23 protein-coding genes are annotated in these 23,769 nt (G+C 41.4%); 18 read left to right on the forward strand and 5 right to left on the reverse strand.

Going from position 1 to position 23,769, the window contains the following annotated elements; genetic code table 11:
• Positions 1 to 2 precede the first annotated feature (2 nt).
• A complete protein-coding gene (locus tag HMPREF1536_RS08745) occupies positions 3 to 1,328 on the reverse strand; it encodes a sensor histidine kinase (RefSeq protein ID WP_157395743.1) in 1,326 nt (441 codons plus the stop codon).
• A gap of 103 nt (positions 1,329 to 1,431) precedes the next feature.
• Between HMPREF1536_RS08745 and HMPREF1536_RS08750 the strand changes: the two genes are divergently transcribed.
• From HMPREF1536_RS08750 to HMPREF1536_RS08790, 11 genes are all read left to right on the forward strand, one after another.
• On the forward strand, positions 1,432 to 1,614 hold the full coding sequence (locus tag HMPREF1536_RS08750) for a hypothetical protein (protein WP_028730082.1): 183 nt from the start codon (positions 1,432 to 1,434) through the stop codon (positions 1,612 to 1,614).
• 4 nt (positions 1,615 to 1,618) lie between these two features.
• Complete coding sequence (locus HMPREF1536_RS08755) at positions 1,619 to 2,788, forward strand: HlyD family secretion protein (protein WP_028730081.1); 1,170 nt, start codon at positions 1,619 to 1,621, stop codon at positions 2,786 to 2,788.
• The gene (locus HMPREF1536_RS08760; protein ID WP_028730080.1) at positions 2,785 to 4,944 is read left to right on the forward strand and encodes a peptidase domain-containing ABC transporter; all 2,160 of its coding nucleotides are present in this window, start codon (positions 2,785 to 2,787) and stop codon (positions 4,942 to 4,944) included. Before HMPREF1536_RS08755 ends, HMPREF1536_RS08760 begins: the two co-directional genes overlap by 4 nt.
• 11 nt (positions 4,945 to 4,955) lie before the next feature.
• On the forward strand, positions 4,956 to 6,269 hold the full coding sequence (locus HMPREF1536_RS08765) for a TolC family protein (RefSeq protein ID WP_028730079.1): 1,314 nt from the start codon (positions 4,956 to 4,958) through the stop codon (positions 6,267 to 6,269).
• Between the two features lie 22 nt (positions 6,270 to 6,291).
• Positions 6,292 to 6,627: a helix-turn-helix domain-containing protein gene (locus tag HMPREF1536_RS26590; protein WP_147337520.1), complete on the forward strand. Its 336-nt coding sequence runs from the start codon at positions 6,292 to 6,294 to the stop codon at positions 6,625 to 6,627.
• Positions 6,628 to 6,744: 117 nt separating this feature from the next.
• Positions 6,745 to 6,891 (forward strand): class IIb bacteriocin, lactobin A/cerein 7B family, encoded by a 147-nt coding sequence (locus HMPREF1536_RS27055; protein WP_081693431.1) that lies wholly within the window; start codon positions 6,745 to 6,747, stop codon positions 6,889 to 6,891.
• Between the two features lie 138 nt (positions 6,892 to 7,029).
• Positions 7,030 to 7,560, forward strand: a complete 531-nt coding sequence (locus HMPREF1536_RS08775; RefSeq protein ID WP_052349934.1) for a DUF3267 domain-containing protein — start codon at positions 7,030 to 7,032, stop codon at positions 7,558 to 7,560.
• Positions 7,561 to 7,879: 319 nt separating this feature from the next.
• Positions 7,880 to 8,545 (forward strand): ATP-binding cassette domain-containing protein, encoded by a 666-nt coding sequence (locus HMPREF1536_RS08785; protein ID WP_028730078.1) that lies wholly within the window; start codon positions 7,880 to 7,882, stop codon positions 8,543 to 8,545.
• A 324-nt stretch (positions 8,546 to 8,869) separates the two neighbouring features.
• Positions 8,870 to 9,028: a hypothetical protein gene (locus HMPREF1536_RS27855; RefSeq protein WP_157395742.1), complete on the forward strand. Its 159-nt coding sequence runs from the start codon at positions 8,870 to 8,872 to the stop codon at positions 9,026 to 9,028.
• A 17-nt stretch (positions 9,029 to 9,045) separates the two neighbouring features.
• A complete protein-coding gene (locus HMPREF1536_RS27860; RefSeq protein ID WP_157395741.1) occupies positions 9,046 to 9,204 on the forward strand; it encodes a hypothetical protein in 159 nt (52 codons plus the stop codon).
• A 444-nt stretch (positions 9,205 to 9,648) separates the two neighbouring features.
• Positions 9,649 to 10,332, forward strand: coding sequence for a CPBP family intramembrane metalloprotease (locus HMPREF1536_RS08790; RefSeq protein ID WP_028730077.1), 684 nt, complete (start codon positions 9,649 to 9,651; stop codon positions 10,330 to 10,332).
• A gap of 188 nt (positions 10,333 to 10,520) precedes the next feature.
• Here HMPREF1536_RS08790 and HMPREF1536_RS08795 read toward each other — a convergent pair whose 3' ends face one another.
• From HMPREF1536_RS08795 to HMPREF1536_RS08810, 4 genes are read right to left on the reverse strand one after another with little or no spacing between them, the layout of a single operon-like run.
• On the reverse strand, positions 10,521 to 11,267 hold the full coding sequence (locus tag HMPREF1536_RS08795) for a TIGR02757 family protein (protein WP_028730076.1): 747 nt from the start codon (positions 11,265 to 11,267) through the stop codon (positions 10,521 to 10,523).
• On the reverse strand, positions 11,260 to 12,279 hold the full coding sequence (locus HMPREF1536_RS08800; protein ID WP_028730075.1) for a virulence RhuM family protein: 1,020 nt from the start codon (positions 12,277 to 12,279) through the stop codon (positions 11,260 to 11,262). The genes HMPREF1536_RS08795 and HMPREF1536_RS08800 overlap by 8 nt, the downstream gene beginning before the upstream one ends.
• An 11-nt stretch (positions 12,280 to 12,290) precedes the next feature.
• Positions 12,291 to 12,992, reverse strand: coding sequence for a DNA alkylation repair protein (locus tag HMPREF1536_RS08805; protein WP_028730074.1), 702 nt, complete (start codon positions 12,990 to 12,992; stop codon positions 12,291 to 12,293).
• On the reverse strand, positions 12,989 to 13,948 hold the full coding sequence (locus HMPREF1536_RS08810) for a 2-hydroxyacid dehydrogenase family protein (protein ID WP_028730073.1): 960 nt from the start codon (positions 13,946 to 13,948) through the stop codon (positions 12,989 to 12,991). The genes HMPREF1536_RS08805 and HMPREF1536_RS08810 overlap by 4 nt, the downstream gene beginning before the upstream one ends.
• A gap of 117 nt (positions 13,949 to 14,065) precedes the next feature.
• On the opposite strand from HMPREF1536_RS08810, the gene HMPREF1536_RS08815 reads away from it, so the two are divergent.
• The 7 genes from HMPREF1536_RS08815 (at position 14,066) to dtd (ending at position 23,769) form a co-directional block, all read left to right on the forward strand.
• Positions 14,066 to 15,301: a nucleoside recognition domain-containing protein gene (locus HMPREF1536_RS08815; protein WP_028730072.1), complete on the forward strand. Its 1,236-nt coding sequence runs from the start codon at positions 14,066 to 14,068 to the stop codon at positions 15,299 to 15,301.
• Between the two features lie 134 nt (positions 15,302 to 15,435).
• Positions 15,436 to 15,870, forward strand: coding sequence for an rRNA maturation RNase YbeY (ybeY, locus tag HMPREF1536_RS08820; RefSeq protein ID WP_028730071.1), 435 nt, complete (start codon positions 15,436 to 15,438; stop codon positions 15,868 to 15,870).
• Positions 15,871 to 16,069: 199 nt separating this feature from the next.
• Positions 16,070 to 18,673 (forward strand): sensor histidine kinase, encoded by a 2,604-nt coding sequence (locus tag HMPREF1536_RS08825; protein ID WP_028730070.1) that lies wholly within the window; start codon positions 16,070 to 16,072, stop codon positions 18,671 to 18,673.
• A 9-nt stretch (positions 18,674 to 18,682) separates the two neighbouring features.
• Positions 18,683 to 19,438 carry a LytR/AlgR family response regulator transcription factor gene (locus HMPREF1536_RS08830; RefSeq protein ID WP_028730069.1) on the forward strand — a complete coding sequence of 252 codons (756 nt, stop codon included), beginning with the start codon at positions 18,683 to 18,685 and terminating at the stop codon, positions 19,436 to 19,438.
• A 100-nt stretch (positions 19,439 to 19,538) separates the two neighbouring features.
• The gene (mnmG, locus tag HMPREF1536_RS08835) at positions 19,539 to 21,416 is read left to right on the forward strand and encodes a tRNA uridine-5-carboxymethylaminomethyl(34) synthesis enzyme MnmG (protein WP_028730068.1); all 1,878 of its coding nucleotides are present in this window, start codon (positions 19,539 to 19,541) and stop codon (positions 21,414 to 21,416) included.
• Between the two features lie 83 nt (positions 21,417 to 21,499).
• Positions 21,500 to 23,308, forward strand: coding sequence for an excinuclease ABC subunit UvrC (gene uvrC / locus HMPREF1536_RS08840; RefSeq protein WP_028730067.1), 1,809 nt, complete (start codon positions 21,500 to 21,502; stop codon positions 23,306 to 23,308).
• 8 nt (positions 23,309 to 23,316) lie between these two features.
• Entirely contained in the window at positions 23,317 to 23,769 is a 453-nt protein-coding gene (gene dtd / locus HMPREF1536_RS08845) for a D-aminoacyl-tRNA deacylase (protein ID WP_028730066.1), read from the forward strand.

The following is a 23,769-nucleotide window of genomic DNA, read 5'->3' on the forward strand; positions in this document are numbered from 1 at the left end:
AATCAAATAAACGATACTTTAAGGGGCATATATAAAACAAATTTTGAACCCTGTCCTTTCAAGCTCGATAAAGAGACCGTTCCACCGTGTGCATTCATCACCCGTTTCACATAATTAAGTCCCAATCCAAACCCTTTTGCCCCTTTTCTACCTACGGCTGCTCCACGTTCAAATTTCTCAAATATCTTTTCTCTATCTCTTTCTGAAATACCGAAGCCATTGTCGCTAACTTCTATAAATAACTGATTATCGCTTGAATGGCAACAAATATCAATTGCTACAGAATCACCGGAATATTTAATCGCATTATCAATCAAATTGCTGACTGCATTCGTTAAATAAACAGGGTCGGCAATAATATGAGTACTTTCTAAATCTATATCGATTTTAAAACTGACAGGCTTTTTAGTTTGAATGGAAAACTTATCGACCAACCCTTGAATCATGTTTGACAGATCCATAATTTTAGGATCCAATATCAATTTCTTTTGTTCAAGATATGCTATAGTCAATATCTTATCGACTAAAGCCTGCAAATTCAATACTTGTGCCATTGCCGTATCTGAAAACTTAGACCGCAGTTCCGGATTTTTATCAAGAACTCCTTTTCCCCATTGGTCAACAGCCATATAAATCGTACCTAACGGAGTTTTCATATCATGCACCAACGCATGAGAGAAGTCATCACGTAGTTGGGTAAGGCGACGCTGGGTGAAAATGACCCTCAATTCATAAACAAAACAAATGATAATCAACAAAAACATTAAAACTGAAACAACAAGCATCCAAAACATTTGACTCAAAACCAACGGCATAGTGATAGAGAATATCGCTTGAACTTTTGTATCATTTACGATTGGAACTTCTTTACTTTTTATTCCCCGCAAAGAGCTATCCCCCACCGAATCCAAGACTTTCATCGAATCCTGATAACATAAATAATATTCCATTTCTATATTCTGTTGTTCCAACATAGCATTGTAAATACTATCTAATACAGACAAGTCGAAATTATTATTTTCGAAAACCATCAGGCGTTGAGAAGCCTCATTTTGCAAGGCGAGCAACCCCTCACTCTGTATTTTATCATTATCCAAAAAAAATTTAAACGAATCTCCTTTTTTCTCCGGACTCTTTTCAGTCTGTTGATCCGAATATAAAAAACGTTTGTCTAATTCCTTTTGTACAGCCTCTACCAATATTATATTAAGTCTTTCCTCCAAATCCGTTTTTTGAATATGATACATATTATGTAACCAAAAAAACTGAGAGAGCAATAAGACTATGACCGCAATAATAAAAGTAGTCCATATATAATTTATTCTCATACTAGTGAGCATTTAAACGTAAAACATTAATAATTAAAAACTTCCTATGTTAATAAAAAAGATAACATAAATCATAACATACAGATAACATAACATCAACTCCATGAAATCTATTTTTGTGGTAAAAATAATAATTAATCAACACAAACACTTAGTAAACATGAGAACAAATAACAAAATGACAGAATTAAGCGAAGAAGAGTTGACAGACATTTTTGCAGGACAATGGGTGTTAATTTATTATATGGAAAACGGTACTCGTTGCTTAGAATGGGTTAAAATTTGAAACGATGAAACTACTCCCCTCTCCCCTAATCACCAACAGTATCGATGCCTATATAGACAAGCATCCTACTAAATCCCAGAAAATATACTGGGTAGTACTTTTTGCACTAACGGCAGCTATCATTTCGCTGCCGTTAGTTTATGTAGATGTATCGGTACAGGATGCAGGAATAATCCGTCCTGCCGTAGAAAAGACTGAGATAAAAGCGAGTATAACAGAATTCGTGGATTCTGTATACACCAAAGAAGGATTGAAAATCAGCAAAGGCGATACTATATTAACCTTCCGCTCGTCAAATGCAAATTACAAAATCAATTATCATAAAGAACGTTTACGTGATTTACAGGAACATATAAACGATCTGAAGGAACTGGCCAAAGGCAAACGTCCGGATATATTTTCTTCTGATACCCGCCGGAAAGAATACAGTTACTTCATCAAACAGCTGGAAGAATATAAAACAACTTTACAAAAATCAATCAAAGACTATCAACGTAACAAGGCGCTTTATGAAAAGAAAGTAATTGCAGCCGAGGAATATGAAAAGTACCAGTACGAATATAACAAAATCAATAATGAACTGGCTTCATTAAAAGATAATCAAATCAGTAAATGGCAAACCGACCTGAATAGTTATACAAATTCTTATAATGAGATATTCTCTTCTTTAAATCAGGAAATTAAAGACAAAGAGCTTTACGTTATCACGAGTCCGGTAAGCGGAACACTCGACTATTTCAGAGGAATCTATAAAGGAAGTAATATACAAACAGGAAACTCTGTTGCTATTATCAGTCCGGACTCGACTCTATGTTGCGAAATCTATGTTACTCCCCGAAATATCGGATATATCCATATCGGTATGCCGGTAAGTATACAAGTCGAGTCGTTCAATTATAACGAATGGGGAACCATAGAAGGATTGGTAACGGAAATATCTTCGGATTTCCTGACAGATAATAATAACAACGCATTTTATCAGGTAAAATGCAAATTGGAAAAAGACCATCTGATACGTAAAAACGGGGTACAGGGAAAACTCAAAAAAGGAATGACTGTGATCAGCCATTTCAAAATCACACGGCGCTCCCTGTTCGATCTGTTATATCAGAAAATGGACGACTGGGCTAACCCGACACAATACAACAGCAACTCAATCACACAAGCTCTATGAACCATAAAATAAAAATCAAACAACACGACATCACAGATTGCGGTGCTGCTTGTCTGGCATCCATCGCAGCCCATTACGGCTTAAAGTTCCCTATTTCCCGTATTCGTCAATATGCTTTCACGGATAAAAAGGGAACTAATATCTTAGGTATAATCGAAGCCGCTAAAAAACTGGGGTTGGAGGCGAAAGGAGTCAAAGGCCCTTTCGAGTGCCTGACAGAGATACCGAAACCCGCTATAGCACATGTTGTAGTTAAAGAAGTGTTGCAACATTTTGTCGTTATCTATAAGGTAACCGACAAATATATTCTGATCATGGATCCGGGAGATGGAAAACTTCATAAGAAATCGCATGAGGAATTTAAGAAAGAATGGACAGGTATTCTCGTTCTGCTACACCCTGCTGAGACATTTCAAAAAGGCAATCTCAGAAAAAGTACGCTGAAAAGTTTCATTGAATTATTACGTCCCCATAAAAGCGTAATGGGACAGGCATTATTCGGTGCTTTGGTTTATAGTATACTGGGGCTATCCACTGCCATCTATGCAGGAAAAATCACGGACTACGTTTTAGTTGACCGGAATATCAACCTATTGAACCTGATGGGAATTCTGATGATACTTATCATATTACTCCGGACATTTGTCGGTTCAATGAAAAGCATTTTAGCATTAAAAACAGGACAACGTATCGATGCATCGTTAATCCTGGGATATTATAAACATTTACTAACCTTACCGCAACAGTTTTTTGATACGATGCGGGTTGGTGAAATCATTTCCAGGGTCAATGATGCCGTTAAAATACGCAACTTTATTAATAATGTTTCATTGGATTTAGCAGTGAACTTACTTATCATGATTTTTACCCTCATCGTCATGTTCGTTTATTCATGGAAGTTAGCAGCTATTACCCTGGTTTCTGCCCCTCTATTTATCCTTACCTATGTACTTTTTAACAGGCTGAATAAAAAATACCAGCGCAACATCATGGAAAGTAGTGCCGAGTTGGAATCACAACTGGTAGAATCCTTAAACTCCATTGCCACGATTAAGCGTTTCGGTATTGAATCATTCGCCAACCTGAAAACAGAGATCAGGTTTGTACACCTTTTAAAAAACACATATACCAGTGCTTACGGAGCAATCATTGCCAATGGAGGAATTGAATTTATCTCGACCAGTATAACCATTGCTGTGTTATGGGCAGGAAGCAATTTCGTAATTGATAAAGAGATCACTCCCGGAACCCTTATGGTATTTTATTCCCTGGTCGGTTATATCCTCACGCCTGTAGGGAAACTAATAAGTTCAAACCAGACCATACAAGATGCGATGATCGCGGCAGATCGCCTTTTTCAGATTATGGATTTGGAAAGGGAACAAGATGAAACCAATAAAATCATTTTAAAACCGGAAATGGTCGGGAACATTCAATTTGAGAACGTAGCTTTCCGGTATGGCTCCCGCAAGCAGGTATTCGAATCTTTAAATCTCTCCATCCATAAAAGCGAAACAACCGCAATTATCGGGGAAAGTGGTTCGGGAAAAACTACACTGATTTCCCTGATACAGAATTTATACCCTATTCAGACAGGATGTATCCGAATCGGAGATTACAACATCACTCAAATAAATAACGAAAGTTTACGACAAATTGTAGGAACAGTTCCACAACAAATCGAACTATTCGCCGGATCGATCATTGAAAATATTGCGTTAGGAGACTTTGAGCCTGACATGCAAAAAATCATGCAGTTATGTGATCAGCTAGGTATTAAGGATTTCATTGAAAAACTGCCCAACGCTTATCTTACACAGATAGGGGAACATGGAGTTTCCCTGTCCGGCGGAGAAAAGCAACGGATCGCTATTGCACGTGCTTTATACAAGAATCCGGAAATACTGATATTCGACGAAGCAACATCTTCGCTGGATTCAATATCTGAGAAATATGTAAAACGAACGCTTTCCGCACTGGCAAAAGAAGGAAAAACGATCATAATAATAGCCCACCGGCTAAGTACGGTAAAACATGCAGACACTATCATCGTTCTGGAAAACGGCAAAATGATGGAAAGCGGGACTCACGATCAGTTAATACACACGGAGGGAATTTACTGCAAATTATGGAATGAACAATTTAACCAGATATAATTGAAGAAACAATGCGTATCATACTAGTATATATCACTTTAGGACTCTTGGTTTCATGGCCTTGCAAAGCACAAAAGAAATATACGTTGCAGGAATGCATAGAACAAGCTTTACGATCTAATACAGACATAAAGCGGCAACGTGTACAGGTAGATAAGCAAGCGATCGAGACTGAAACCCAACGTTTCAGCCGGTTACCGAATCTAAATGCCGATGCGACACAGAAGTTCGATTTCGGACGCTCATTAAACCGGGAAAACACATTTGACGACAGCAATTCACAAAGCAGCTCATTCTCTTTGAGTATGGAATTACCGATCTTCACCGGATTTAAAATATCCAATACGATAGCACAACATAAGCTGGAATTAAAGATAGCCGGGGAGGATCTGAAGAAAATACAAAATGACATCAGCCTACAAGTCGCGACAGCTTATTACCAAGTCCTCTTGAATAAAGAAATAGCAGCCATCGCTCAAATGCAAATCGAGCTTACCCGTGAACAACAAGATGTGACCCGCATCCTCGTTTCACATGGCAAAGTTGCTGAATCACAAATATTGGATATAGAGGCACAGCTAGCCAATGATGAATTATCTGCGATAAAAGCAAAAAATACATTACGTCTTTCAATGGTAGATCTGATCCAGTTATTAGAAATAGATCAGCCTGAAACATTCGATGTCATGCAGGAAGATTCTGAAGAAATTCTTCCCTTACTAAGAAAACCTGAAGATATATATCTGATCTCGGAACAAATCATGCCTCAGATAAAAAGTGTGCATTTGGCAATAAAAAGCCGGCAAAGATCAGTCCAGATCGCTCAATCGGACTATTACCCCACATTATCATTATTAGGTGGACTAAACAGCGGTTACTACCATTTCAGTAATACGCAAAATCTATCGTTCAATGACCAGTTAAAAAATAACCTGCAAAAAACAATCTACGTTACCCTACGTATCCCTCTGTTCAATCGTCTGAGTACACGCAATAACGTCAGAAAAGCCAGAAAAGAGTTAGAAGATAGTCGTCTGATCGCCGAAAATACGAGTAAGGCACTATATAAAGAAATACAGAAAGTATGGTACGATGCTCTGTCGGCGCAGGAAAAGTATCACTCTACAGCAAAAGCCGTCGTCGCCAATAATGAAGCTTTACGATATGCCAAAGAGAAATATGCAAATGGTAAAAGTACTGTTTATGAATATAATGAAGCCAGAATGAAGTTGGCCAACAGCCAATCTGAACAGGCTCAGGCAAAATATGAATATCTGTTACAAAGATATCTGCTTGCTTTTTATGCAGGCGAACCAATACGTTAATAACCTCTTAATCCGATATATCATGCAATTATTTGAATCCATCGATCGTGCACAACGAATACATCAATTTATTCGCACAGAATCAACCGGTACTCCCTGCGAGTTTGCCCGACGTCTGGGTATTAGCCGCAGACAACTTTACTATTGCTTGGAAGAATTCAAAGAATTCGGGGCACAAATTATGTACAACCGAATCAAAAATACATTTTATTACGCAAATAATTTCGAGTTTATATTAACAATAAGAACATCTCCGCTAAATTATCAGGAAAAAAAACATATATTTGGTGGAGAAGTTGAAAATAAATGGGACAGTGCAAATTCATTGCACTACACTAGTGTATCTTTGCTAATGTAAAAACAAAGAGACTTGCAAGTTACAGAAGTGTTTACAAGGTTCTCGATCACCTGTAAATATCGGGAAGTGGATATCGAAAAACTTTGAAAGAGTAGATAATAATAAATTAAACTGATCATGAATATTAATTTAGAAAAAAATAATCTTATCGAACTGGAAGATTATCAATTAGAAGAAATAAATGGTGGAATCGCAGGACTTATTATCGGATGTATAGGTATTGCTGCTATTTGCTACTATTTTGGTGATCACTCAGCCAGATAGTGTTGACAATAAAGAGAAGTACCGATATTGAAATTGGTACTTCTCTTATCAAGAATCTTACAAACAGTTTCACAACATGGATCTAATACAGATTTATACCGACCAATGATAAATCGGCATTCTAATTATTCTTTAATTATGATCGAAAAAACATTCAGTACGATAAAAATTAACCTATTAAGTATACCTTTTACTATATTGGCAATAGGACTAATATTTTCTCTTTACTTTCAACTCTTTGGAAATATCAAAGAAGAGATGAGTAAATTAAATGGACTTGTTGTATTCATTTCATTCTTTGGTTGTATAATTATACACGAGTTGATTCATGGCCTATTCTTTGCAAAATACGCTAAAGAGGGATTTAAGAATATTCATTTTGGCATTAAATGGAAAGTATTAACTCCGTATTGCCATTGTAATGAAAGCATTAAAGCACAACATTATCGTATTGCCATTCTTGCACCTACAATATTCTTAGGATTCATACCCTTGATCTTTGGATTCATCTTTAAAGAAATAAATACCGTAGGATTAAGTACATTAATGATTATAGGAGGTATTGGAGATTTCATTTCTTTATGGATGCTAAAAGAATTAAACAAAGACAGTATGGTGATAGATCATCCCTGTAAAATAGGATTTTTCTATAGTAAATCAACTATATGAAAAAAAGCTACTCTACACGTGCAAAACTGCATCTCTACTTTTTTAAAAGTACTTTAGAGATCGCTTTAGTATGTCAATTGGCTGGAACTTTATTCCTATATCTTTCTACGCTGTTAGTTGACAAGACGAATACCTCAACAAGTCCGGTTCTCTTTTTCATTCCTTTCGGTTTATTTCTCGATCTGATATATAAAGAGATCGCTCGTAAAGAGAACTATTATTTTTATTATAACCAAGGAATTAGTAAAGTTGAACTATGGCTAGTAGCTATTTGTAGCTGGTTGACATTACTGATAATCATTAATTTAACAATCAAACTATGTGTGAATGTCTGGAAGTGGATAGTGTAATTAAATCTTTTGGTGATAAAAACATACTAACAGACGTTTACCTCAACTGCCAACCGGGCGACCGAATCGGTATTTTCGGGTGGAATGGTTCGGGAAAGTCTACTTTATTTGAGATCATTTTCGGAACAATGAACAGTGATAGAAGCTTTATCCGCATAGACGGAAAAGTACAAAAGAAACAAGCCTTCCGTTCCGGACAGATTGCTTACTTGCCCCAACATAACTTTTTGCCCCCGAATATACGAGTCGGGGAAGCAATAAGCCTGTATATTCATCAGAATGAAAGAGAACAGTTTCTCAATGACAAAAATTTGGCTTACATAAATTACTCCAAGGCAGAAGAACTCTCTGGAGGTGAGTTACGCTATCTTGAAATCAAGCTCATTTTATTTTGTTCCGCTAAATACATTCTGTTGGATGAGCCATTCAACGGAATTTCTCCTGTTTGTTGTGAATCAGTAAGAGAACTTATCCAAAAAGCCTCGCAATCAAAAGGTATTATTATGACAGACCACAATTTCAGGGAAGTCCATAAAATAGCTAATCGAATCTTACTTTTAGATCAAGGGTATTTAAAAATAATCCAAAACATGTCTGAATTAAGTTCTTACGGATATTATCCCATATCCGAATAGAGCTAACCAGCCGAATACGGATCAGCGGAAAAGACCGACATGTTACCTTAGGGCAAATAAGGAGACTTCCGATAACATCAAATTTATATTAACAATAAGAACCTCTCCACTAAATTATCAGGAAAAAAGCCATATATTTGGCGGAGAAGTTGAAAATAAATGGGAAAGTGCAAGTTCATTGCACTATAACCAGATATCTTTGCTAATGTAAAAATGAAAAAAGCTTGCAAGTAATAAACGTATTTACAGATATCCGATAATCAAACAATATCGGAAAGTGGGTGTCGAAAAGCTTTAACAGAGTAGACTTTAAAATTTAAGAAAATGAAAGAACTAGTATTACAGAGCCTCTCAACAGAGGATTTATTGAATTGTAATGGAGGTCATGTTCCTATGGCTTGGTATATGGATAGTGATTCCATTGAAGCAAATGGAAGTTTTGCTAAAGGTTTTTGGTCTAGTTTATACAATTCATTGTTTTAACTATAAAAAAATAAGATATGGAGAATAAAATCAAATTAGCACCATTAAGCCAATATGAAATGATAACCGTAGAAGGAGGTAATCAGATGGCTGAAGATATGGGGAGTATGATGGGAGAAGCAGTAGGAAGAGCAATTAAAATGTTTCTATTTTGCGCAGCCATTTATGCACTTTGAACAATATTAACAAAGCAACGAAAGGGCAGCATATACTGTTGCCCTTTCATAAATAATACACAATAATGAAACAAACAAATAAAAACAATAGTATTTATTGGTTAGGGCTTTGTGGATTAACCATTCTTTTACAAAGAGAATTCAATATTCATACATATAATACTGTATGTTTATTGGTATTCCCTTCACTATATGTTATTACAACCTGGCATACAATACCCGATCTTTCCAAAAGGATACATCAAGCCATACTCATCAGTCTTGTATCATTTTGTTTTTTCGGAGAGAAAACACTTATCTCTTTTATATTACCTTTTATAGCTAGCTTCGCATCTTTTGTAGTATATGCAGCCTTTGAAAGATATTGCAAGAAACAATCTAATCCAAATTAACAAAAATTCGGATTCCTCTGTAAGTATCAATCTAACGCTACCTCAATCAAGTATGGAACACTCAATCAAGCCATCATCAAAGATCCAGGCATACGAACTGATAAAAACGATCTTCATTTATTGGGTTGGGACATTTATTTGTAAGATTGCAGTAAAAATAGCAGAGACATATATATTACCATATTATCATGTTCAGTCACCCAGCATAGAACTCGAAGAATTTCTAAGACATATCCAATCCATATTAGGAGCTTTTACTCCTTATTACATCATACTTATTGGTCCATTAATTGAAGAGGCCTGTTTCCGGCTAGGCCTTTCTTTTAAAAAAAGAGATATATTCATTGGAGGATACACACTATTTGTTGTCGTATTTATTAATATCACAGGGAAGCTATATAGTTTAAACCTATGGAAAGTTTCCGTTCTTCTTGTTGTTCTTTTGGGAGTTATTTACCTATACAAAAAAACAAAACAAGAGATATTTACGAAAGTAAGGAATAAGTATGGCAAAGGTATTACTTATTTATTTATCGTTCTATTCGCATTAATGCATATGTCAAATTTTTCTTCTTTTGAACTAGGACAACTATCTTACTTTGTATGCTATTTTTCATACCTTTTCATTATATCATACAGCATAACAAGACTACGCATCTACAATGGATTCTGGTGGGGATATGGTTTACATGCAGTAAACAATGCTTTTGCAGTTTTAGCAACTTCAGGAATATAATACTTCTTCATAACTGATTATCCAATTTATTTATAAGGATATATTCCACGGAGAACATCTATTCATTTTTGTATGTACAATCCACTGCTTATTTCCAAATCCCTATAGTAAATGAGGGCATTCAAACGTATTGCCATTCTTACACCTACACATATAAGTCTAAAATCGGACTAGGAATAAAGTCAAAACTATTTCTCCCGATTTATATCATACCCAAACAACGCAAAATCCCCCAGGCACGGATCATCGGGAAATACTTTCTTCAAAGCTTCAGTAATCTCGACAGCCGTCTTAAGGGTGGCGACCTTTTGTTCGGTCAACCCTAATTCCAGGGATATCTGGTGAACATGGGTATCTAAAGGAATGATCAATTCATGCGGCTGGATCGAAGTACCCCAAATACCGAAGTCCACAATACCGTCTTTTCGAACCATCCAGCGGAGAAACATAGCCAGACGCTTACAGGCTGAAGTGCCGGTTAACACAGGAATACCTTGAATGCCACGAAAGACATCCTGTATTTTAGTCACCGGATTAGGGTAGGGACTGGCAGCCAAAGCCTCTTCCAATGAATCATACTGTTCGTAGACCGCTTTCAAACGGGCACACAACTGCCGCAGATCGGAATAGGTATAGAAGCGATAAAACGTATCCCGCTTACCTGGCTCCGGCTTACTAACAGGCCACTCGTTGTATCCCTCGTCCATAATCCACTGATAAGGGCCGGGAAGCATGGCATCATGCAGTTCGTTAGCCTTCCGCAGGATCAATTCCCGGCGTCCATAGGAGATCCAGGAAGTAAGAAAGGCCGATATTTCAATATCCTTCTTCTCCGTATACCGATGCGGAAACTGCACAGGGTCGTCCGGGATAAATGTACTTACATTATATTCTTTCGCCCACCGGCGAAGCTTCTCTTTTATTTGTTCATCCATTTTTTCTACCCGTATCTGTCTTTTTCCCTTTCAGTCGTTTTACATCCTCATCCAGTTCTTTAATACTATTCAGTCGTTCTACCGCACGCTGCACTTCTTTATATTGAGTATATTCCTGTCCGGCTTTTTGTACAGCCAATTGATGAGAGATATGGCCCGCATCTTCCAGAATACTTTTTTCGTTCATTGTCAAAACCAACTTCAATTTCTCTATCCAATCTCTCATATACAGCGGTTTATGAGCCATTGCCTGCGCCTCTGCAAAAGCTAGAAACTGTTCGACTATCAGTTTCAACATACTTACTTCTTCTTCATTCAGATAGTTTTTTCCAACGGTTATATCTGCTTTAACAACTTTATCGGGATGACTTGTAGAGGTCAATCCCATCATAGGTAACGAAGCATTAGCCCTGTAATAGATCAACTCTGCTGCAGTTTTACCACTAACAGCCCAAAGTAGCTTGTTTTGAACCTCTTTATAAAAAGAAAGTGTCATTTCATCAGTCGGATCATAGTCGATACTTGTGGCATAAATATCTTTGATTTGCTGGTAAAATACCCGTTCAGAAAGCCGGATTTCCCTGATACGTTCCAGCAATTCCCTGAAATAATTCATGGAAGAGCCCGTTTTGAAACGTTCGTCATTCAACGCAAAACCTTTAATAATATAGTCACGAAGCCTTTGAGTCGCCCATATACGAAATTGGGTGCCTTGCTGTGATTTTACCCGATAACCGACGGATATGATGACGTCCAGATTATAGTAGTTAGTTTCGTACTCTTTCCCATCATTAGCAGTTGTTCGGAAATTCCGAACAACTGCCGACGGGTTTAGTTCTCCTTCCTCAAAAATATTCTTAATATGCTCACTGATTGTTGATTTCGACTTTCCGAACAAAGTACCGAGTTGTGACTGTGTCAACCATACAGTTTCTCCTTCAAACAGAACATCTACTTTGATCGTCCCATCCTGTGACCGGTATATTAATACCTCATTGTTACTATTATCCATGATATCAATTATTATTTCTTCTTCAGGAAATACTGCCGTTGTTCCTCCGGATAATGTTCGATAGCGTAACGGAGAGCCGTACGGGGGAGACGTGTCGCGTATTCTTCGAGGAATTCCGTTAATGTTTCCCGGTCTTTCTTGCCGACTTCGCGGAGCATCCAGCCAACCGCCTTATGCATCAGGTCGTGTTTATGCGTCATCAGCTTTTCGGCCAATGCCAATGTGTCGGTGAATTCGCGGTTACGGATAAAAGTAACGGTTGAGACCATTGCGATCCGTTGTTCCCACAGACATTCGCTTTCCGCCAGTTCATACAAGCGCGAACAGTCTTTATCCAACAAATAAAGCCCGACCACATACGGACAGGTGACATCTACCAAATCCCAGTTATTGATACGGGCGGCATTATCGAGATAAAAGTCATATAATTTCTTACGTTCGGCTTCGGTTGCCTTTTTGAACTGTTCGACAACAATCAGCAGGGCACAAAGACGTGCTTCGTGGTATTTGCTTTCGATCAGTATCTGCAATTCGTCCAGAGGTGTTTTCTTGTTTGCCTTTGCGATACTACGGGTCAGGGGAGCCACCAGCCCGAGGAAGACATCGCCTTCGGCATACTGCCCGGGGCCGGTCTTAAAGAAGCCCTGCAGGAAAGCGGCCTTCTCCGGATTAGCCATCGAGAGAAGCTCGCTCAGTATAAAAGCCGCCGTCATGGACGTAAGACGCGTGACACAGGGCGGTCGCCTTCCAGGAACCCGATCACATTATTGCAAACCGTACGGGCCATTACGATACGCACATCCATCGTCTGCGTACCGATGTGGGGAGTTAATACTACGTTATCCATCTCCAGCAATTCTGGCAGGGGATAATCGCCGAACTCGAATACGTCGAGACCGGCACCGTGAATTGTCCCGTCCTGTAAAGCTTTTACCAAGGCATGTTCATCCACCAACGGGCCGCGAGCCGTATTGATCAGGATAGCCGATGGCTTCATCTGTTTCAATTCCGCTTCACCGATGATATGGTAGGTATCGGGAGTATAAGGAGCATTCAGAGAAACAAAATCTGACTTTGCCAGCAGATCTTCCATCGAAACATACGTTACATTCAGTTTTGTTTCTTCCTCTACATAAAGAGGACGGCGGTTATGATAGATCACGTCCATGCCACAAGCATTTGCACGTTTGGCCAATGCTTTGCCGATACGCCCCATACCGATAATACCGAGTGTCTGTCCGGTGATGTTAACGCCCAGGTTTTCCAGAACGCCGATCTTCATTTCTTTACCGAGCGTACGCAGTTTGCGGTCGCATTCGGTGATACGGCGGGCGGTATCGATCATCAGTCCCAAAGCCAGGTTGGCAGTAGGGGCGGTGACGGGGTCAGGCGTATTGGCAACAGTGATACCTTTTTCAAGGCAGTAAGCCACATCGATGTTATTATATCCCACCGCATAGTTGGCTACCATTTTCAGGTTCGGGGCATGGTCGACCAGTTCCTTGTTTACCGGGAAGTCGAACATGGAGCATAACACATCATACTCCGGGATCATCTCCATCACTTCTTCATACGTAAAATCTCTTCCTGCGGGAAAAGTTACATCATATTTGCTTTCCAGCTCGGTGAAGCCTTCACGAAACATGTCGTAGGTCACTAATATCTTCATATTCCAGTGTATATTATTTTCTTTATCAGCCGTCAAATTTAAACAAACAGCCCTTTAATACAAAGAAGAATTGCTACTTTTGTCAAAACATTTAGTAAAATAAACGACTATTGATCTATGGTTTTAAACTATATCTGGATTGCCTTCTTTCTTATCGCGTTCGTTGTCGCACTGGGGAAACTGATCTTTGCCGGAGACACGGCGGTATTTACCGAAATCATCAATTCATCTTTTGCCTCTGCCAAAACAGGGTTTGAGATATCCCTCGGACTGACCGGGATATTATCGCTCTGGCTGGGTATCATGAAGATCGGTGAAAAGGGGGGAGTGATCCAGTCGTTCGCCCGCCTGGGAGCACCGGTTTTCAGTAAGTTGTTTCCGGGCATACCGAAAGAGCATCCGGTAACAGGTTCGATCTTTATGAACATCTCAGCCAATCTACTGGGGCTTGATAATGCGGCTACACCGATGGGCCTGAAGGCCATGCAGCAGCTACAGGAACTGAACACCGAGAAGGACTCGGCCAGTAACCCGATGATCATGTTTCTTTGTATCAATGCGTCGGGACTGACATTGATCCCGATCACCATTATGATGTACCGGGCACAGATGGGGGCGGCTAATCCGTCAGACGTTTTCCTGCCGATCATGCTGGCTACGTTTTCATCTACACTGGTAGCCATACTGGCTGTCTGCATCAAGCAACGGATCAATATTCTTCAGAAAAATCTTATTCTATTCTTCGGTGGATTGGCTGCTTTTATAGGCGGGTTGGTCTGGTTGTTCAATTCGTTGGAGCAGGAACAGGTGTCGCTTTACTCGACTTTGTTTGCAAACACTTTGCTGTTTACGATCATCTGCGGTTTTATCGTCAGCGGCATCCGTAAAAAGATCAATGTATATGACACGTTCATTGAAGGGGCAAAAGAAGGATTTAAGACAGCGATAACGATCATTCCGTATCTGGTAGCCATACTAGTCGGGATAGGAGTGTTCCGCGCTTCAGGTGCAATGGATTTTATCATCGAGGGTATTCGTGTGGGTATCGGCGCACTGGGTGTCAATACTGATTTCGTAGGCGGACTACCAACCATCCTGATGAAGCCTTTAAGCGGTAGCGGAGCACGCGGAATGATGTTGGATGCGATGAATACATATGGTGCCGACTCATTTGTGGGACGACTGGCTTCGATCGTACAGGGTTCGACGGATACGACTTTTTATGTCGTGGCTCTGTATTATGGAAGTGTCGGCATACGTAATACCCGTTATACAATACAATGTTCTTTATTGGCAGACCTGGTAGGGGCTATTGCAGCTATTGCATTGACTTATCTGTTCTTTGCCCAATAGGATTTACCGGTTATCAAAATGTCATTACTATAGCGGGTAATCGGGATTAATATAGCGACTAATTAGAATTAGTACCGCGACTAATATTTTTTAACGTATCATTTAGATCAGAAAATAAGAATAACAAAAGCAATATGGCAATATCATTTTATGCAGAGGATATCGAACTCCCTGCCATCAAGAAAAGAGCAGTAGGCAACTGGATAAAGGCCGTTGCAGAAACATACGGTAAAAAAACAGGAGATATCAGCTATATCTTTTGTTCCGATGAAAAGATACTGGAAGTAAACCGCCAGTACCTGCAACATGATTATTACACGGACATCATCACTTTCGATTATACCAGCGGCAATAAAATATCGGGAGATCTCTTTATCAGCCTGGATACGGTAAAGACGAATGCAGAAGCATTCAAAACCGACTACAACGAAGAATTACACCGCACCATCATCCACGGGATTCTCCATCTTTGCGGCATCAACGACAAAGGGCCGGGGGAGAGGGAGATCATGGAAGAAAATGAAAACAAGGCACTGGCTATTTTGCCGGAAGAATGCCGGGAGAGTTAACCCCGGCATTCTCTTTAATCTTTCATATTTCTTTCAATCTCCTCAATCGTAGGCAAGCTACTTTTAAATTCTTCGGGCAAAATATCCTTTGGGGACAGATTCTCACCCAAACCCGCCATTCACTCATTTTTCAATCGAGGGAAAGTCTTTCGCCTATACTTTTGAACTGTAATCGGATTTTTCATTTAAATTTACAGTTATGAAAGTGAGACTCTTATTTTTATTCCTATGCCTGACATGGAACGGCTGGGCGGACACATTCGTCCCTTACAATCCCGACTCCCTGAAAAAAGGAGATTGGATAACCCTCGAAGCTGTCCATTATTATCCCTATGTCGCCCCGGGGATTAAAGAAGAAATTCCCTGGAGGGCGGAAAACATACGTCGGATCACTATACAGGCAACAGTGGCAGACAGAACGGACAAATCCATTTCTATCGACTATGCGCTAGGGTACTTGTATGATTGCCGTAATGACAAAGAGAAGCCCGGCTTTTATTATTTCGACAGCCGTTATCAGCAGGATTTCGCTTTCGATAATAATACGTCAAACAGACAAATTATGCGCGTTACGTACGACCGGAAAAGCCGGAAACCACTTGCATCCGATAAAAAGGACTCATTCTATTCCTATTCGAAAACATATGTTCCTTTCGGAGTAAGACAAGAGGGATTACCTGCTTATTCGGAAACATCTGTACGGGATTCGTTAAACCTGGAGGAGCTAATCACCCCGGTAGCCAATGATTTCCTCATCGGCTGGAAAGAAGACGGGATTATCCAAACAACACCGGGTACACGAGTTATCGATGCCTCATTCGCTCTTCCTCCGAATACGGAATTTACCTGCTGTGATTTCGATATCGACACATCCGGAGATTCAACTATTCATAAAAAAATATTTATACCTTACCCGACAGAATACAAAGTCGGAAAACGAGTGACTTTACTGCTCACTCCGGGAGATTCCATTGTCCAGGATAAAGAAGTTTATGCCAATACACATACCTTCCATTACGAAGGACGAGGGAATGAACAAAATAACCTTCAATACAACTTCATGCGTTTCTCTTACTACAATTCTGAATTTTACAGTACTTCTCCCGCTGATCAGAAAAAAGCATTTCAGTCCCGTGATTCTCTTTTTCAAACAGCCTTTGAGAAAGATTTTAAGAAGATGGACCCCTATTGGCGAAGAGTATTTGAACTCTCGGAAGAGTATTTTAAAGGTGGTGAAATCCTACGGCGTTGCCTGTTTACCGAGAACAAAGAAGTTTGGCGCGAAAGCGGCTTACCCGACTGGCAGGCTCCCTACTTTACATCTGTTAATCCACTCATCGATTATGCATATAGCCTAAGAAAACAGGATGCAGCAAATTATAATTATTTTCTGTATGTCTATGCTATCTATAAAAAACAGGAACTCAAGTCGGACAATCTACGTCTGAACAAGCAGAAAGAATTAACCCCACAGGAAGACTATCTATTAACTAAACAAATCCTTTCCGGTTATCCAAAATATCAAGTAAATAAAGTTAATCTAAAGGCTTTAATGGGTGAAAAAATGCTATCCGAATTAGAAGCGGATTATAAGGATTTTATCAGCTCCTGCCCGGATACCAGCCTGACAAACGATCTAAAAAACACATACAGCAAGCTGTTACCTTTTGAAGCTGGAAAGAATATTAAAGAAACCGGTTTGATTATAACCGACAGCCTGCACCTAGCGAAAGGGAACAACCGGAAATACATTCTGTTACAACTATTGACATGGGATGGTCTTCCCGCCAATAATCTCCAAAACGCATTCGACTTGAAACAGCGTATTGAAGCGGAAGGACTAACTTCCACCATACAGCTTGAACTATACTCAAAGTTTTCCTCTCATAATGCTAAGAAGGTTAAGCCATACAAAGCTATACCCAACCAGCAAGTACAAGATTTAAAGTCTAAAGGTATCTACCCACTCACCATTCTGATGCGTGAAGACGGAACTATTCTCTACCGGAGACTCTGGGATTTTGACATAGACACAATCATCGATTTAGTAAAAAAAGACCTGAACAGAGAGGATAAATCCTTCAACGATTTCATAAAAGGATTCAAAGAAGGTATTCTAGGTGCGCTTTTGATCTCGGCAATCATTGGTATCATATACTATTTCCGGAACAAAAACAAACAGAAACAGGAACGTAACCGCCGCCGTATCCGCGAACTCGAACTCCGTGCGATCCGTTCCCAGATGAACCCGCATTTCATCTTTAATGCATTAAGCTCGATACAGAACCTGATCAATCGATCGGCTAACCAGGAAGCAAACAAATACCTGATCGATTTCTCACGTTTGCTCAGGAAAGTACTGGCAACATCCGAAAAGAAACTGGTTCCTCTCTCGGATGAGATCGAACAGTTGCAGCTCTATTTAAAGCTCGAACAACTTCGTTTCCCCTTCTCTTACTCGCTGACAGTAGACGAGAACATCGAGCCGGATACGATCGAGATTCCGGGAATGCTGATACAACCTTTCGTTGAAAACGCCGTTAAGCACGGAATCGCTCCGCGCGGTACGGGAGAAATCACAATTCGATTATCTTTGCAAAACCAGTTGTTGATAATCGACATTACGGATGATGGCCCGGGATTGAGGACAGAGGCGAACGGTGGTTTCGGTATCCGTGCCGTCACCAACGAATTCGAGATATTAAAGACTTTGTACAATACGGAAATCGGCGTCACGATCGAAAACAGGCAGGAGAAAGAAGCCGTTTCCGGTTGCCATGTCCGGTTATCCATCCCTTTATAACAACGAAATATGGAAACAAAGATAACCGCAGCGATTGTAGATGACGAGCAGGGAAACCGGGAGAACCTGCTCCGCATGCTCGGAACCTACTGTCCGCAAATCAAAATATCGGTCATTTGCAGCTCTGTCACGGAAGCCTGCACCGTGCTACCCGAAGTTAAACCGGATATCCTTTTTCTGGATATCCGGCTGGGCGACGATACCGGTTTTTCCCTGCTGGAAAGCCTTCCGGATATTCCTTTTGAGGTGATCTTTGTAACCGCCTACGACAGCTATGCGATCCAGGCGATCCGCTTCAGCGCACTCGATTATTTGTTGAAGCCGATCGACCCGGAAGAGCTGGCACATGCCGTAGAGAAAGCCGTCCAAGTCGTCCTGCGAAAACAGGAGAACAAACGGATGCAAAACCTCCTGCAAAACACACGGGTATTGGATAAACAAAAGAAAATAGCATTGTCCGTAGCCGACAAAATAGAGTTTGTGGAGATCGGTTCGATTATCCGCTGCGAATCGGAAAGCAACTATACCACCTTCTATTTAAAAACAGGGGAGAAACTGGTTGTCTCCAAAACCTTAAAAGAATTCGACGAACTGCTAACGCCCCATAACTTTCTGCGCGTACACCAATCCCACCTGATCAACCTTGATGAAATCAAATGCTTCATCAAGAGCGACGGGGGATATATCCGTATGAAAGACGGCTCGTCTATCCCTATCTCACGGCAACGGCGGAACTATGTGATGGATGTACTAAAAGAATTATAATTCTATAACGAAACTAAGCATAAGCAAAATATCCTTCGGGATGGTGAGTAAAAGGCGGAGTATGACTATCTTTGCAAAAGAAACAAAGATAATTACGACAATGACTTTCAATTACGATGTGATCGTGGTAGGTGCTGGTCATGCGGGCTGTGAAGCCGCTTCAGCTGCCGCCAACCTGGGTTCGAAAACGCTTCTTATCACTATGGACATGAACAAGATTGCACAGATGAGTTGCAATCCGGCCGTTGGCGGTATCGCTAAAGGACAGATCGTCCGTGAGATCGATGCGTTGGGAGGTTATATGGGAATTGTTACAGACCGCACGGCCATCCAGTTCCGTATGCTGAACCGGAGCAAAGGCCCAGCCATGTGGAGCCCGCGTGCACAAAGCGACCGTGCCCGCTTCATCGACTGCTGGCGGGGGATCGTGGAAAACCTTCCGAACCTGTATATCTGGCAAGACACCGTTCAGGGATTATTACTCGACGGAAACACGGTCTGCGGTGTAAAGACCAGCATGAACGTGGAATTCCGAGCCAAAAGCGTTGTATTAACCAACGGGACATTCCTGAACGGATTAATGCATATCGGACGCACACAAATACGCGGCGGACGTATCTCCGAACCCGCTGCAACCGGACTTACCGAACAGCTGATATCCGCAGGCATCAGATCCGAACGTATGAAGACAGGAACCCCTGTCCGTATCGACGGCCGCAGCATCCATTTCGATGAAATGGGGGAACAACCGGGAGAGAACGACTTCCATAAATTCTCTTATCTCGATTTCCAGCCGCGTCCTTTAAAACAGCTTAGCTGCTGGACTACATTCACCAATGAAGCTTGTCATGAAATCCTGCGCGAAGGCCTCCCCGACTCTCCCTTGTACAACGGACAAATCCAGAGTATCGGCCCGCGCTATTGCCCGAGTATCGAAACAAAAATCGTGACCTTTGCAGATAAAACGCAGCACCAACTGTTTCTGGAGCCGGAAGGCGAAACGACACAGGAATATTACCTGAACGGCTTCTCCTCCTCTCTCCCATTAGATATCCAGTTGCGTGCCCTGCAAGCCATCCCGGCCTTCAGGGACATTCAGATCTACCGTCCGGGATATGCGATCGAATACGACTTCTTCGACCCTACCCAACTACATCACAACCTGGAAACGAAACAGATCAAGAACCTGTTCTTTGCAGGACAGATCAATGGTACCACCGGCTATGAAGAGGCAGGCGGACAAGGACTGATTGCAGGTATCAACGCACATATCAATTGCCACGGCGGTGAACCGTTTGTATTGGGCCGCGACGAAGCCTATATCGGTGTACTGATCGACGACCTCGTAACCAAAGGAGTGGACGAGCCCTACCGTATGTTTACCTCCCGTGCAGAATACCGTATCCTGCTCCGCCAAGACGACGCAGATATGCGTCTGACAGAAAAGGCATACAAAATAGGTTTGGCAAAACAAGACCGTTACGACCTGCTAAAAGAGAAAAAAGAGCACAGAGACGCCATTATTGCTTTTGCAGAAAACTACTCTGTGAAGCCGCAATACATCAACGACGGATTAGAAGCACTGGGTACTACCCCACTCGCTCACGGCTGTAAACTGATCGACCTGATCCTTCGCCCGCAGCTCACGATGGAAAGTATTGCCACCCTCGTTCCAGCACTCCGCGCAGAGCTGGACAAGGTTCCTGCTTCACGCAAAGAAGAGATTATCGAAGCGGCAGAAATCCTGATCAAGTACAGCGGGTACATCCGGCGCGAACAGATCATCGCAGACAAGATAAACCGCCTGGAGAATATCCATATCAAAGGTAAATTCGACTACAATTCAATCCAGTCCTTATCCACGGAAGCACGTCAAAAGCTGACGAAGATAGACCCTGATACGATTGCCCAGGCAAGCCGTATCCCGGGTATCTCCCCAAGCGATATCAACATCCTGCTGGTACTGCTCGGAAGATAAAACGCGAATTGTTCCACGTGAAACATTTACTTTAGGTAAAAGAAGGTAAAACACTGGGAATAGGCCAGAAACAATTAAACAAGATGAGTTCAGAAACCGATAAACATATAAAAATGATCCTTTCGATCCTGCCGGACAAGCCTGGGTGCTACCAGTACTTCGATGACAAGGGTACGATCATTTATGTAGGCAAGGCTAAGAACCTGAAGCGCCGTGTATCCTCCTATTTCAACAAGGAGCACGACAGCAACAAGACGCGTGTATTGGTGAAGCAAATACGCGACATCAAATACATTGTAGTCGACACAGAAGAGGATGCGTTATTGCTCGAGAACAATTTGATCAAACAGTATCGCCCACGATATAACGTGATGCTGAAAGACGACAAAACGTACCCGTCTATTGTCGTAAAGAACGAATACTTTCCACGCATATTTCAGACCCGGAATATCGTGCGGGACGGTTCGCAGTACTACGGGCCCTACCCTTCCGTGTACACAGCCAAGGTGATGCTGCAAATGCTGAAAGAGCTCTATCCGTTGCGCACCTGCAAACTGCCGCTTACACCGGAATCGATTGCCGAAGGGAAATACAGCGTTTGCCTGGAGTATCACATAAAACGTTGCAAAGGCCCCTGTGTAGGATTGCAATCCCTGGATGAATACCGACAGAATATCTCCGAAATAAAAGAGATCCTACGCGGAAATATTTCCCAGATCAGCAAACATCTGTATGAAGAGATGCAGGTATTGGCAGGAGAATTGAAGTTCGAAGAAGCACAAAAAATAAAGGAGAAGTATGAGGTAATAGAGAACTACCGCTCGAAATCGACGGTCGTTACTCCCATGCTGCATAATATAGATGTCTTTTCGATTGCCGAGAACGAGCGTTCCGCCTATATCAATTTCATGCATATCGGTAACGGGGCCATTGTACAAGCTTATACGTTCGAGTATAAAAAACGGTTGGACGAAACAAAAGAGGAACTGCTTAGCCTGGGCATTATAGAAATGCGCGAACGTTTTAAAAGTACGGCACGGGAGATCATCGTACCTTTCGATCCGGATATGGAACTGGCAAACGTCAGCTTCACGGTACCCCAGCGCGGCGACAAAAAGAAGCTGCTAGAGCTGTCTGAAATGAATGTAAAACAATTCAAAGTAGACCGTCTCAAACAAGCAGAGAAATTAAATCCGGAACAACGCAGCACACGTATATTAAAAGAAATACAAGACGCCTTGCACCTTCCCAAATTGCCGATGCATATCGAATGTTTCGACAACTCGAACATACAGGGTAGCGATGCCGTTGCTGCCTGCGTTGTGTTCAAAATGGCGAAACCATCGAAGAAGGACTACCGCAAATACATCATAAAAACAGTGGTCGGCCCCGATGATTACGCATCGATGAAAGAAGTGGTACGCCGCCGTTACCAGCGGGCCATCAACGAAGGTTCTCCCCTGCCCGACCTGATCCTTACCGACGGTGGAAAGGGACAAATGGAAGTAGTACGCGAAGTCATACAAGACGAACTCCATTTGGATATACCTATAGCCGGGTTGGCGAAGGACGGGAAACACCGCACATCCGAATTGCTTTTCGGCTTCCCCCCGATTACGGTCGGCATGCAGATACAAAGCCAGATGTTCCGTTTCTTTACACAGATACAGGACGAGGTACACCGCTTTGCCATCACCTTCCATAAGGATAAGCGCAGCAAGAGCCAGACACGTTCCGAACTGGATAATATCAAAGGGATCGGAGAAAAGACAAAAGTATTGCTTCTGCGCCACTATAAGAGTGTGAAAAGGATACGCGAGGCCAGCTTCGAGGAATTGAAGGAATTAATCGGAGAAGCCAAAACAAATACATTAATAAATGGTTTAAAGTAAACATACAAATGAGGACAGTTATACAGCGTGTACAGCATTGCTCCGTCACGATCGACGGAGAAGTCAAATCCAAGATAGGAAACGGGATGCTGGTTCTGGTAGGTATCGAAGACCGCGATACGCAGGAAGATATCGAGTGGCTATGTAAGAAGATCACCAACCTGCGCATTTTCGACGATGAAAACGGGGTTATGAACCGTTCTGTGATCGAATCGGGGGGCGAGATAATGGTGGTTAGCCAGTTCACTCTCCATGCGTCTACAAAAAAGGGAAACCGCCCTTCCTACATCCATGCATCCAAACCGGATATCGCCATCCCGATGTACGAAGCCTTTTGTGAAGAGATGGGGCTTCAGCTGGGCAAGGAAGTGGCCACCGGGACATTCGGTGCCGATATGAAAATAGAGTTATTAAACGATGGGCCGGTCACTATCCTGATCGACTCGCAAAACAAAGAATAA

It is taken from the genome of Parabacteroides gordonii MS-1 = DSM 23371 (assembly GCF_000969825.1).
Classification (GTDB): Bacteria; Bacteroidota; Bacteroidia; order Bacteroidales; family Tannerellaceae; genus Parabacteroides; species Parabacteroides gordonii.